This is a genomic window from Labrenzia sp. PHM005, assembly GCF_006517275.1.
In the GTDB taxonomy this organism is placed as follows: Bacteria; Pseudomonadota; Alphaproteobacteria; order Rhizobiales; family Stappiaceae; genus Roseibium.
Map to the genome: position 1 here is coordinate 2,209,368 of NZ_CP041191.1, position 12,402 is coordinate 2,221,769.

Here is a 12,402-nt window from a genome sequence, read left to right on the forward strand (position 1 = left end):
TAGCAGTAAGGAACGCCGGAACTCTTTTCGGCGAACGGGAGATCTATGTCCGATCAACGGCAAGAAAACTGGGGCAGCCTGCGCAGCGGCAGCGCGTTCGATGTCATAGTCGTCGGTGGCGGCATCAATGGTATTGGCGTTTACAGAGAACTAGCGCTCCAGGGACTGCGCGTTCTTCTCGTTGAGCGGAATGATTTTTGTTCCGGCTGCAGTGCCGCTCCATCGCGCATGATCCATGGTGGCTTGCGGTATCTTGAAAACGGCGAGTTTGACTTGGTTAGGGAGTCTCTGCGCGAACGGGATGCTTTGCTCAAAAATGCACCGCATTTGGTTCATCCGCTCCCGACGGTCATTCCAATCAAATCGGTGTTTTCGGGGCTCTTGAATTCTGCGGCGAGTTTTTTTGGTTTATCCGGTCAACCGTCGAGCCGCGGAGCTTTGCCGATCAAACTTGGTCTGATGCTTTACGATTGGGTGACACGCTCACAGCGTTTGCTGCCCAAACATATGTTTCAGGGCAAAAAAGCAACGCGTGCCCGATGGCCGAAGTTGATACCGGATCTGAGGTTTTCGGCGGTCTATCACGATGCCTGGATCAGCCATCCGGAACGTCTTGGAATTGAGTTGATTTCCGATGTGCAGGAACAGGCGCCGAACTGTGTGGCCTTGAACTATGTAGAGGTTGGCGCTCGTCAGAGCGGTGGATTTGATGTCCAAAACCTCCGGACCGGTGAAGCGGTGAACGTCTCGGCACGTCTCGTAGTCAACGCCACCGGAGCCTGGCTGGATGAGACGATCAGACAGATCAGCGGCGAGACGAAGCGGGAGCGGCTGGTGTCAGGGACCAAAGGTTCTCATCTCATAATCGACAATGATGACCTGGCAGACGCTCTCGACGGGCACATGGTCTATTTTGAAAATGCCGACGGCCGGGTCTGTATCGTGTTTCCTTATCTCGGGAAGGTACTGGCCGGTTCGACCGATATCCGGGTGAAATCCGCAGCCAGAGTTCGCTGCGAGGATGATGAAAGAGACTATATCCTAGAGTCCTTGCGTCTCGTCTTTCCGGGAATTGCTGTCCGGGTTGACCAAATTGTCTTCAGCTATGCGGGCATCCGCCCGCTTCCTAAAAGCGACCATGATTATACCGGCCGGATTTCCCGGGGGCATTTCACCAAACGGCTTGAAGGCCCAGTTCCTCAGCTGTGCATGGTGGGTGGCAAGTGGACGACATTCCGGGCCTTTGCCGAGCAGACCGCAGACGAAGTTTTGGCGGAATTTGGACGCCCAAGGCAGACAAATACGCTTGGTCTTCCAATTGGCGGCGGACAGGCTTTCCCGAAGGATACCAATCGGTTTGAGATAGACCTGATAAATGACTTTGCTGTCCAGTTCGACCGGGCACGGCATCTGGTTCGGACTTACGGTGCGGCGGCGGTTGAACTTCAGAAATTCTGCTTTTCTCAGGGAAACGACCAGCTGATCCCCGGATGTGCCCTGACGAAGAATGAAGTGATTTACCTGATCCGAAACGAGTTTGTCGAAACAGTCTCTGATCTTGTTCTCCGCCGCACGTCGCTAGCAATCGACGGTAGCGTTTCTCTGGACATCATCGATCAGCTGACAGCCTTGCTGCGCCAGGAGCGAAGTCTTTCCCCACAGGAAGCCGAACGGCAGCGTTCGGATCTCATTGAAGAACTTGGTGACTATCACGGCGTTTCCAAGAAAACGCTGGAATTCCGTAATCAAAATTGGAGTGAAGAATGCGAGTTAGCACGAAAGCCCGCATGAACCGGATGTTCACGCATGGCGGTTGCCTGGATGTGGCGATTGATCACGGCGTGTGCAACGAACCGAGTTTCATGGTTGGCCTGGAAGATATGGCCGGTGTTGTCGATACTTTGGTTGATGCGAAACCCGATGCCATTCAGATGGCATATGGTCAGGCCGATCTACTGCAAAACCGCCCGGAAAAGGACAAACCGGCCTTGGTCATGCGGATCGATATGGGCAACCCCTACAATGATCAGCGCCACCGGGTGATGTGGTCGATGCTGCAAAACTCGGATGAGCCGATCATCGGTGCCCTTGAAATGGATGCAGCATGTGTTGTGGTGAACCTGTTCATGCTGCCGGACGAGCCCGAACTGTTCCGTCAGTGTGTCGACAACATCTCCCGCGTGCGAGCCGCTTGCCACAAATATGGCATGCCGCTGATGATCGAGCCCTTGGTCATGCTGCCGAATGAGGTGCGTGGTGGATATCAGGTTGACGGCAATGCGGAAAAGATTGTCACACTGGTCCGGCTGGCAAGTGAAATGGGAGCAGACATTATTAAGGCGGATCCCACCGAAAACCCTGAAGATTTTCATCGTGTGATCGAAGCTGCCCGGGTGCCCGTACTGGTGCGCGGCGGCGGCAAAGAGGATCTGAGAACGGTCCTCAACAAGTCGGCCGCACTGATGCAACAGGGTGCCAAGGGCATGGTCTACGGCCGGAACATCTATCAGCACGACAATCCGCGGGCGGTAGTTTCGGCTCTTATGGCCATGATCCATCATGGTGCAGATGGTGACGAAGCCTGGGATATCTACAGCCGTGGTTGATGAGAACACATATGTGCTGGGCCTTGATGCGGGAAACACCGTTATCAAGGCTGTGCTCTTCGACCTTCATGGCCGGCAAATTGCCATGCACGCTCTGGACGGACAGTCCAGCACTCCGCAGCCGGGGCATGTGGAACGTGATCTGAACGAACTTTGGGACAATGCGCAGCAAGCTATCAAGGGCTGCATTGAAAACGCAAACATCAAACCATCTCAGATCGCCGCGATTGGCTGCGCGGGGCACGGCAATGGCCTTTATCTGCTGGATCGGCAAGACGAGCCACTTGTCGGGATTCAGTCTTTAGATACGAGAGCTGCGGGCCATGCTGAAGAGCTGAGGACGGCCAATGGCGCAGCGCTCCATGCCCTATGTCTTCAAGAACCCTGGCCATCCCAAACGCCCGTGCTGCTTGCCTGGATCAAAGCCAACCGGCCGGATCTTTATCAAAAGGCCGGAACGTTGCTTTTATGCAAGGATTTCATGACGTTCAAGCTGACCGGCGAGCGTGTGAGCGATATCTCGGACATGTCCGGCTGCGGTCTGACACGGATGCCGGAATGCGTCTACGACGAGGACTTGCTATCCCTCTATGGCCTTTCAGATGCGCGTCAGTTGTTGCCCCGCCTTATCCGGCCAACGGATGTTGCCGGGCGGATTTCAGAAGTCGCGGCTGAATTGACAGGACTTGTGGCCGGCACGCCCGTGATCGGCGGTTACTTCGATGTCGTTGCAAGTGCCATCGGCTCCGGCGTGGTCAATCCCGGTGAGGCATCGATCATTGCAGGGACTTGGAGCATCAATCAGGTGTTTTCCGATGCGCCGGTTGTCGACCGGTCGATGTTCATGGCTTCCGGTTTTGCGCCGGGCCGGTTTGTGAACATTGAAGCAAGCGCAACGTCGGCAGCCAATCTGGAATGGTATGTGCGCGAGTTCATCGAACGCGGCGAACATCACGATGACCCCTTCGGCTATTGCAACGACCGCATAGCCGAAACTACACCGGCGGCTGATGATCCCTATTTTCATCCATTTCTTTATGGATCAGGGCAAGGAGCGGACTACAGGGCCGGGTTTTACGGACTTGCTGGATGGCATAGCGAAGGGCATTTGCTCAGGGCGTTGTTTGAAGGGGTCCTGTTTGAACACCGGCGGCACATAGGGGTGCTTCAGTCTTCCGGTGTTCAGTTTGACGCAGCCACCTTGTCTGGTGGCGGCGCACGCAGCCCTGTTTGGCCGCAAATGTTTGCAGATTGCCTTGGTGTTCCCATCGCGGTTGCTGATGCACGCGAAACAGGGGCACTGGGAGCCGCGATCGGTGCCGGTGTCGGTACCGGGTTGTTTGCGTCTTATGAAGACGCAGTTTCGGCAATGACTGATATCCGCAGAACCTACCAGCCGGACACTGCCATGAAGGCGTTTTACGACCGGCGTTACCAAACTTACCTGAACCTGACGGAGGCCATGAAGGCCTTTTGGAGCACTTGGGCTTCTTCCAACTGATCAAGGCGTTTGAGACATGAAAGCTGTTGGTTTTTTCAACTCCCTGCCTATTGAACATCCGGAAAGCTTGCTGGATGTCGACCTTCCAGACCCGTTGGTCGGCGAAAACGATTTGCTTGTCGAAATCGAAGCAATATCGATCAATCCGGCCGATGCAAAACGCCGGATCCGGACGGCTGCAGATGCACCTCACGAGACTGCTTTTGTGCTTGGATACGATGCTGTGGGAAGGGTGCGCTCCTGCGGGAGCGGCGTGGCCGGTTTTAAAGATGGCGACCGGGTCTGGTATGCCGGGGATGCTTCGCGCCCGGGATCTTATGCTGAGCTGCAATGTGTAGACCATCGGATCGCGGCACATGCGCCCTATGGGGTTTCAGCGGAAGCAGCAGCATCCTTGCCTCTTGTTTCCTTGACCGCCTGGGAAATGCTGTTTTCCCGTTTGCAAGTTCCATCCAACGAACAGCCTTTTTCCCTTTTGATCATTGGCGGGGCAGGTGGGGTCGGTTCAATTACAACGCAACTTGCCCGCAAACTCACTAGTGCGGCGGTGATTGCCACGGCCTCCCGTCCGGAAACGGCTGATTGGTGCCGGCAAATGGGGGCGCATGAGATCGTGGATCATCGTGACCTGATTGCAAGCGCGCGCGCGACTGGTTTTGAATACGTGGACCACATTGCTCAATACGCAGACACGTCGCAGCACTGGGACGCGATGTGTGAGTTGATCGCGCCCCAGGGGCGCATTGGGACGATTGTTGAAACACCTGACAAGCTCGACATTTCTGCTCTTCAAGGCAAGTCAGCAGCCTTGATGTGGGAGCTCATGTTTACACGTTCGCTCTATGGCACACCTGACATGAGCCGGCAGGGCCTGATCCTCACGCGGATGGCGCGTCTGGTGGAGGATGGTGTCATTTCCACCTTGGAGACTCGTGTTTTGAACGGGTTGTCGGCCGCCACATTAAGTGAGGCGCACAGGATCATCGAAAAGGGCGCGATGATTGGAAAGCTGGTGGTCAAATACTGACTTTGAAACGGCAAAGGGCCGCGCAATATCGCGGCTAAAACCGACATCCGACATGAACCTTCTGAACGAGGTTGATAAGGACACGACCCTAGCTCCCGGAGCAGAAGGCGAGCGGGATAATAGCGCCGACATTTGTTTGCAATACCCATTGCAGATGCAAGAATAATGTAGACGCAGCGTATTTCATGTTCTGCGCATTAGAGGCTGATTGTTCCACAATACGGATTAGTCAATTTGTGGTTTCGAATAGCTTGCCAGCTCCTTTTTGATCCCTTTCCTGACCACTGACTTCGGTGAGGCCAAAGTGTGGATCGGAAAGCCCCTTGATAATTGTTTGATATTTAAGGAAAAATAATGAGGGCTTCGAATCGTTGATCATTTTGATTTACGCATGTCAGAATGCTGCCCGTTTTTGCCGGTTCAAGGGGATCGAATGGCACGGCCAACAGTACATGATATTGCGCGCGAAGCCGGCGTGAGCTTGTCGACTGTCGATCGGGTTTTAAATGGCCGGACAGATGTCCGTCCCAAGAACGCAGAGCGGGTAAAAGCTGCCGTTCAAAAACTTGGTTATGTGCGCGATACCAACGCTGCCAATCTGGCCAAGCAAAAGAGATACCGGTTCTTGTTTATCCTGCCGGAAGGGCCGAACCATTTCATTGAAACGATCGATGCAGCGGTAGATGGCCTTATCGGATCACCGCTTGCGGACCGGACGGACATTCAAAAGCTCTTTGTCAATGTAGGCGATCCGCATGCCGTTGCAGCACGGCTGAGTTTCTTGAAGCCGGAAGAACTGGACGGAGTGGCCCTGATGGTGCCGGAAACTCCGCAGGTTCGTGATGCGATCACGCACCTTAAGGAGGCGGGCGCCCGGGTTGTTGCTTTGGTGTCGGACCTTCCCAATTCTCAGTGTGATCACTTCGTAGGCATAGACAACTTCTCGGCTGGCCGCACTGCTGGAGCCTTGCTTGGGCGCTTTCTTCGAAATGAAACCGGCAAGATCCTGGTGGTGACCAATTCAATGACGTCTCGGGACAGCATTGAACGGCGGTTTGGCTTGGACGAAGTTTTGATGCGCGATTTCCCGCAGATTCATGCGCTTCCAACAATAGAGTTCTATGACGATCCTCAAAGGATCCAGCAAACCCTCAAGGCTGCCTTTACATCTTATCAGGACATCGTCGGGGTCTATTCGATGGGATCTGGCAACGCTGTCATGCTTGAGGCGTTGCGCGGCTGTGTCGATGACAACCGCCTGGTCATTGTTGCGCATGATCTGACCGCGGTCACCCGCCAGGCGCTGCTTGACGGTGAAGTTGACGCTGTTATCACGCAAAATGTTGGCCATCTTGTGCGCAGCGCCCTTCGGGTATTGCGGGCAAAGTGCGACGGTGCCGAAATTCTGGAAGCCCAAGAGCAAATCCGCGTTGAAATCACAATGCGTGAAAACCTCTATTAAAATCATTGCCTTAATCTGAACTGTCCTGCGTTTTTCGGTGTTGGAGAGGCGGTGTATCTGCTCGTTTTAACTCAAAAAGAAAGACGTATGTCAGTTTTGTTCTTGACTTGACAGACGTATGTCAAATAGCTTCGTGACGCACTTGGAGGAGTGCCTCTGCCCGGCGAGCGCCGATGCACTGTCTTTTTGGGAGGATGATCCATGAAATCTGCAAAACTTCTCGCTGCGTCTGCCCTTGTTGCGGCAAGCAGCTCTTTTGTTGCGCCGGCACAGGCCGCCGATTTGACGCTTTGCTGGGCGTCCTGGGATCCGGCAAATGCGCTGATTGAATTGTCAAAAGATTTTGAGAAAAAATCCGGCCACAACATGAGCTTCGAGTTTGTGCCCTGGCCGAATTTCGCCGACCGGATGCTCAATGAGCTCAACTCCGGCGGCAAGCTGTGTGACCTGATGATCGGAGACAGTCAGTGGATTGGTCTGGGTGCCGAAGCGGGCCACTATGTGAAGTTGAATGACTTCTTTGATGCCGAAGGCATTTCAATGGACGACTTCATTCCGGCAACGGTGACCGGTTATGCCGAATGGCCAAAGGGGACGCCGAACTATTGGGCGCTTCCGGCGTTTGGAGACGTGGTCGGCTGGACCTACCGGAAGGACTGGTTCGAGCGGCCGGAACTCAAGGCCGAGTTCAGCGCCAAATATGAGCGGGAGCTGACTGTTCCTAAAACACTGGAAGAACTCAAAGACATCGCTGAGTTTTTTCAGGGCCGTGAAATTGACGGCAACAAGGTTTATGGCGCCGCGATCTATACCGAGCGCGGTTCTGAAGGGATCACCATGGGCGTTACGAATGCCCTTTATAATTATGGGTTCAAATACGGAAATCCGGAAAACCCATATGAACTCGCGGGGTTTGTGAACTCACCGGAAGCAGCGTCCGGGCTGGAGTTCTACAAGACCCTCTATGACTGCTGTACCGCACCGGGATCGTCTGACTGGTACATGTCTGAAAACATTGATGCCTACAAATCCGGTCAGGTTGCACTGCAAATGAACTTTGCCTTCATTTGGCCGGGGGTTCATGCCGATCCGAATGTCGGCGGCGATAAATCCGGCTATTTCCCGAACCCGGCGGGGCCAGGTGGGCATTTTGCACAGCTCGGCGGGCAGGGCATTTCGGTGGTGTCCTACTCTGAAGATCAAGATGCGGCGCTGGAGTACATCAAGTGGTTTGCACAGCCTGAGATCCAAAAACAATGGTGGGAACTGGGCGGATATTCCGCGCTGCGGGCCGTGGTGGAGGATCCCTCATTTGCAACCAGCCAGCCCTATGCTCAGACTTTCCTCGATTCCATGGCGATCGTGAAGGACTTCTGGGCGGAGCCGGCCTATGCGTCCCTGCTGCTCGCCATGCAGGACCGCGTCCACAACTATGTGGTTGCCGGTCAAGGAACCGCCCAGGAAGCGCTCGACGGCTTGGTCAAAGATTGGGTCGAAGTCTTCGAAGACGAAGGCAAGCTCTAAGCGCATAAGTCGCAGCCGCTCAGGTTCCAGAGCGGCTTTGCATAAAGGTGCGCGGGGCTGATTGCCTAACCTGAAGTCCCGCGCCTCCATCACAAGAATTCTTGGAAAGGCGTCTCATGACTGAGACAACGATGGACCGCGTTGCCAAAGCAACGCCTCCAACACTCGCGCGCCAAGTAAGAGGGATCTCTGACCGCACCATCGCCTGGCTCTTTGTTGCGCCCACCATTTTCCTTTTGCTGGCGGTGAACATCTTTCCGCTCATTTGGACCATCCGGCTGAGCTTCACGAACTTCCGGGCGAACCGGCCGAATGCGGATGTCAAATGGGTGGGGCTGCGCAACTACGAGCGCATCCTGACTGACAGCGATGTCTGGATGACCATGCAGGCCACCGCACACTTCCTGTTCTGGACGCTGTTCTTTCAGGTTTTGATCGGTTTTGCCTTGGCCTGGCTGATCAATCGGAAATTCAAGGGAAATGATCTTTGGACGACAATCATCGTATTGCCGATGATGTTGTCGCCAGCCGTCGTCGGCAATTTTTGGACCTTGCTCTATCAGCCGCAGATTGGCCTATTTAACAACATCGTGGCGTTCTTTACAGGTGCGGATCCGACTACCTTTTCCATGATCGGAGATGTCAATCTGGCACCCTGGGCGCTCGTGATCGTCGACACCTGGATGTGGACGCCGTTCGTGATGCTGATCTGCCTTGCCGGCCTTAGATCGATCCCGGATACGATTTATGAAGCAGCTGAGTGTGACCGCGCGTCCCCGTGGCGGCAGTTCTGGACGATCACGGTTCCGATGGCGCTTCCGTTCCTCATGTTGGCAGTTCTGTTCCGCGGCATTGAGAACTTCAAGATGTTCGATTTGGTGGTTCAGCTCACCGGAGGCGGACCCGGCAACACCACAACGCTCACGTCAATCGACCTGAAGCGGGAAGCCTTTGAAAAATGGCGGACAGGGTATTCATCAGCTTACGCCGTGATCCTCTTCGTCACTGTATTTGGCCTGGCCTCGATCTACGTGAAAGCCCTCAACAAGGTGAAAGAAAGATGAGCAGCTATTCTGTCACTGAGCCGTCTAACGGGCAGAAGTGGATCGCGGGATCACTCGTTATCGGCTATGCCCTTGTCACCATGCTGCCGTTGTTGTGGATCGTCGCAACAGGCTTCAAGTCCTCTGCCGATGCGATCGCCTATCCACCGAAAGTGGTTTTTGAGCCGTCTTTGGAAGGCTACGTCAATCTCTTCACGACCCAAACCCGTCAGACACAGGAGTTTCTGGACGCCAATCCACCGACCAATTGGGTCGAAGAAATCGTCCATGGCAAAGGCATGGTGATTGCCGGGCCGTCCCGCTATGGCGAGCGGTTTGCAAACTCCGTCATCATCGGTTTTGGCTCAACCTTCCTGTCGGTCTTTCTGGGGACACTTGCGGCCTATGCGTTTTCCCGTTTTCGGGTCCCGCTGAAGGATGATCTTCTGTTCTTCATCCTCTCCACACGAATGATGCCACCAATTGCTGTCGCAATTCCGATTTTTCTGATGTTCCGGTCACTTGGATTGAGCGACACGCACGCCGGAATGATCCTGCTTTATACGGCTGTGAACCTCTCTCTCTCCGTTTGGTTGCTGAAGGGGTTTATTGACGAAATACCGCGCGAATATGAAGAGGCAGCGCTCATCGACGGGTACACCCGGTTCCAGGCCTTCTACAAAGTGGTTCTGCCACAGGCGGCAACGGGCATCGCATCAACCGCCATATTCTGCCTGATCTTTGCCTGGAACGAATATGCCTTTGCGGTGTTGCTGACATCAGGCACGGCACAGACGGCCCCACCCTTCATTCCAACCATCATTGGTGTCGGCGGGCAGGATTGGCCGGCTGTGGCTGCCGGGGCAACCATCTTCCTGCTGCCCGTGATGGTGTTCACCATCCTTCTGCGCAAACACCTTCTGCGCGGCATCACATTTGGAGCAGTCCGCAAATGACCGAGTTCATAAAAGATTTGCAGCGGCTGCGCCGTGGCCCATGGGAGCTGATCGCCTCTCTTCTCATCGCAATCGGTGTTGTCATGCTGATGCAGCCGCATGTGATGTGGGCCTTCACCTACTCCTTCATCGTAACGCTGGTGGGCACCGTCATGTTCATCGTCGTCAGCCATTTTCCGGAGTGACCGATGGCAGAAATCGTAATTCAAAATCTGCGCAAAGAGTTCGGGTCTTTCACGGCGGTGCAATCCTCGTCGTTCAAGATTGAAGATGGTGAATTCTTCATGCTGCTGGGGCCGTCTGGCTGCGGTAAGACGACAACCCTTCGGATGATTGCCGGCCTAGAACTTCCAACTTCCGGCGAGATCTACATCGGCGGAGAGGAAGTCGGGCAAAAACCTGCCAGTCAACGCGACATCGCCTTTGTGTTTCAGATGTTTGCTCTGTATCCGCACCTGAATGTGCGCAAGAACATCAGCTACCCGCTGGTCAGCCAAGGCATGCCGCGGGCGCAGGTGAACGAGAAAGTCGCGGAAGTTGCCAAGACATTGGGGATTGAAAACATCCTCAATAGACCCGTCGGCGGGCTATCGGGCGGCGACCGCCAGCGTGTCGCGCTCGGGCGTGCAATCGTGCGAAATCCGAAGTGTTTTCTCATGGATGAACCGCTTGGGGCACTCGATGCGGAATTTCGCGAATATATGTCGGAGGAACTGCGGGCGCTTCACGACCGGATGGGCGCAACGACGGTCTATGTGACTCATGATCAACTGGAAGCGATGCAGATGGGCGACAAAATCGTCGTGATGAACCACGGCGTTGTTGAGCAGTTCGGTACGCCGCAGGACATCTACGATAAACCGGCCACCATGTTTGTCGCGGAGTTCATTGGGTCGCCGTCCATGAACTTCCTGAAGTTTCACGGCAGTCTTGATTTCGGCGCAACCGAAGTTGAGATGCACCATGAAAAACTAAACATACCGGCACTGCGCGAACCGTTTGATGGCGACATCGTCTATGGCGTGCGGCCTGAGCACATTTCCTTTTCCGATACAGGCGGATACCGGGGCGAGGTGATTGCAACCGAGTATCTCGGAACGACCCAGATTGTCACTCTGAACACCCACAATGGTGAGGTCAAAGCGCGCATCGCATCCAATCAACCGGCCCGGACCGGCGACAGGGTAGGGCTCGAGTTTAATGGTGCCACCGTGACGCTGTTCGACAATCAATCCGGCCGGGCAATCCGATCAGACTTAAACGAAGGAGTGCTGTCCCATGGCTGATGTCTCTCTTCGCAATATCTCAAAAACCTTTGACACCACCAATGCAGTCGATGATGTGACCTTAACGGTTCCAGACGGTGCTTTTGTGGTTCTCCTGGGACCAACGGGTGCGGGAAAGACGACGACTTTGCGGTTGATCGCTGGGTTGGAGAAGCCGGACCAAGGCGACATTCTGATCGGCGGGCGTTCTGTCGTTGGGGATACGCCAGCACAGCGCAATGTCGCGATGGTGTTTCAGCAGTACTCTTTGTACCCGCACATGAGTGTTCGGGATAACCTAGCGTTCCCGCTGCGGTCTCCAATGCTCAAAACACCAGAGGATGAGGTTGTCCGCAAAGTGTCTGAAGTTGCGGAAGTTCTGCGGATTGCTCATAAACTTGACAACAAGGCGACCGCGCTTTCGGGCGGGGAAATGCAACGGGTCTCCATTGGGCGAGCGCTTGTGCGGGATCCATCGATCTATTTGATGGACGAACCGCTCAGTTCTCTTGATGCCAAACTTCGGGCGGACTTGCGCATTGAACTAAAACGCGTTCATGCAAGCCTTGGGGCCACGTTTCTTTATGTGACACACGACCAGATTGAAGCGATGACGATGGCGACACATGTCGGCGTTCTGGATGAAGGGCGTTTGGTGCAAGTCGGCAGCCCACGTGAAATTTACGATAATCCGGTGAACCTATACGTTGCCGGACGGCTTGGATTGCCGCGCATCAATGCGCTGCCTGCAGACATCTTTTCCGGTGCTCCAGTTGGTGCCAAGACCATTGCACTTCGGCCAGAACATATCCGGCAAGGAGAGGGCAAGCAGTCACAGGTCACGCGCATAGAGCGCCTTGGCGACCAAACCCGATTACACCTATCTCTGGAGGGTCACGACATCGTGACACTGGCAGATGTCCATACCGGCCTGGAACCCGGCGATACCCTTGCTATTCAACCCAACAATGCTCTGTATTTTGACGCAGCGGGCGCGCGAGTCGCCTGAGGAGACCAG

The 12,402-nt window shown here is 54.7% G+C and carries 11 protein-coding genes; all 11 read left to right on the plus strand.

The genetic code is table 11. From position 1 onward, the window contains the following. Positions 1-45 precede the first annotated feature (45 nt). The 11 genes from FJ695_RS10020 to FJ695_RS10070 all read left to right on the plus strand — a co-directional run bounded on the left by FJ695_RS10020 (position 46) and on the right by FJ695_RS10070 (position 12,393). Entirely contained in the window at positions 46-1,791 is a 1,746-nt protein-coding gene (locus FJ695_RS10020) for a glycerol-3-phosphate dehydrogenase/oxidase (protein ID WP_141185314.1), read from the plus strand. Then, positions 1,764-2,606: a class I fructose-bisphosphate aldolase gene (locus FJ695_RS10025; protein ID WP_141185315.1), complete on the plus strand. Its 843-nt coding sequence runs from the start codon at positions 1,764-1,766 to the stop codon at positions 2,604-2,606. Before FJ695_RS10020 ends, FJ695_RS10025 begins: the two co-directional genes overlap by 28 nt. After that, positions 2,599-4,107: an FGGY-family carbohydrate kinase gene (locus FJ695_RS10030; protein ID WP_141185316.1), complete on the plus strand. Its 1,509-nt coding sequence runs from the start codon at positions 2,599-2,601 to the stop codon at positions 4,105-4,107. The genes FJ695_RS10025 and FJ695_RS10030 overlap by 8 nt, the downstream gene beginning before the upstream one ends. Positions 4,108-4,123: 16 nt before the next feature. Continuing rightward, complete coding sequence (locus tag FJ695_RS10035) at positions 4,124-5,134, plus strand: zinc-binding alcohol dehydrogenase family protein (RefSeq protein ID WP_141185317.1); 1,011 nt, start codon at positions 4,124-4,126, stop codon at positions 5,132-5,134. Positions 5,135-5,567: 433 nt separating this feature from the next. After that, a complete protein-coding gene (locus tag FJ695_RS10040) occupies positions 5,568-6,596 on the plus strand; it encodes a LacI family DNA-binding transcriptional regulator (RefSeq protein WP_209010992.1) in 1,029 nt (342 codons plus the stop codon). 201 nt (positions 6,597-6,797) lie between these two features. After that, a complete protein-coding gene (locus FJ695_RS10045; RefSeq protein ID WP_141185319.1) occupies positions 6,798-8,120 on the plus strand; it encodes an ABC transporter substrate-binding protein in 1,323 nt (440 codons plus the stop codon). Between the two features lie 116 nt (positions 8,121-8,236). Continuing rightward, entirely contained in the window at positions 8,237-9,184 is a 948-nt protein-coding gene (locus tag FJ695_RS10050) for a carbohydrate ABC transporter permease (RefSeq protein WP_141185320.1), read from the plus strand. Beyond that, entirely contained in the window at positions 9,181-10,119 is a 939-nt protein-coding gene (locus FJ695_RS10055; RefSeq protein WP_141185321.1) for a carbohydrate ABC transporter permease, read from the plus strand. The genes FJ695_RS10050 and FJ695_RS10055 overlap by 4 nt, the downstream gene beginning before the upstream one ends. Beyond that, positions 10,116-10,304 carry a hypothetical protein gene (locus FJ695_RS10060; RefSeq protein WP_141185322.1) on the plus strand — a complete coding sequence of 63 codons (189 nt, stop codon included), beginning with the start codon at positions 10,116-10,118 and terminating at the stop codon, positions 10,302-10,304. The genes FJ695_RS10055 and FJ695_RS10060 overlap by 4 nt, the downstream gene beginning before the upstream one ends. Before the next feature lie 3 nt (positions 10,305-10,307). Next, on the plus strand, positions 10,308-11,405 hold the full coding sequence (locus FJ695_RS10065) for an ABC transporter ATP-binding protein (RefSeq protein WP_141185323.1): 1,098 nt from the start codon (positions 10,308-10,310) through the stop codon (positions 11,403-11,405). Continuing rightward, positions 11,398-12,393 (plus strand): ABC transporter ATP-binding protein, encoded by a 996-nt coding sequence (locus FJ695_RS10070; RefSeq protein ID WP_141185324.1) that lies wholly within the window; start codon positions 11,398-11,400, stop codon positions 12,391-12,393. The genes FJ695_RS10065 and FJ695_RS10070 overlap by 8 nt, the downstream gene beginning before the upstream one ends. The last annotated feature ends 9 nt before the right edge of the window (positions 12,394-12,402 follow it).

Excerpts from the sequence above, each read along its gene's own strand:
- FJ695_RS10065 (WP_141185323.1), top strand. The coding sequence starts at position 10,308 with ATGGCAGAAATCGTAATTCAAAATCTGCGCAAAGAGTTCGGGTCTTTC.
- FJ695_RS10045 (WP_141185319.1), top strand. The coding sequence starts at position 6,798 with ATGAAATCTGCAAAACTTCTCGCTGCGTCTGCCCTTGTTGCGGCAAGC.
- FJ695_RS10025 (WP_141185315.1), top strand. The coding sequence starts at position 1,764 with ATGCGAGTTAGCACGAAAGCCCGCATGAACCGGATGTTCACGCATGGC.
- FJ695_RS10020 (WP_141185314.1), top strand. The coding sequence starts at position 46 with ATGTCCGATCAACGGCAAGAAAACTGGGGCAGCCTGCGCAGCGGCAGC.
- FJ695_RS10070 (WP_141185324.1), top strand. The coding sequence starts at position 11,398 with ATGGCTGATGTCTCTCTTCGCAATATCTCAAAAACCTTTGACACCACC.
- FJ695_RS10060 (WP_141185322.1), top strand. The coding sequence starts at position 10,116 with ATGACCGAGTTCATAAAAGATTTGCAGCGGCTGCGCCGTGGCCCATGG.
- FJ695_RS10035 (WP_141185317.1), top strand. The coding sequence starts at position 4,124 with ATGAAAGCTGTTGGTTTTTTCAACTCCCTGCCTATTGAACATCCGGAA.
- FJ695_RS10040 (WP_209010992.1), top strand. The coding sequence starts at position 5,568 with ATGGCACGGCCAACAGTACATGATATTGCGCGCGAAGCCGGCGTGAGC.
- FJ695_RS10050 (WP_141185320.1), top strand. The coding sequence starts at position 8,237 with ATGACTGAGACAACGATGGACCGCGTTGCCAAAGCAACGCCTCCAACA.
- FJ695_RS10055 (WP_141185321.1), top strand. The coding sequence starts at position 9,181 with ATGAGCAGCTATTCTGTCACTGAGCCGTCTAACGGGCAGAAGTGGATC.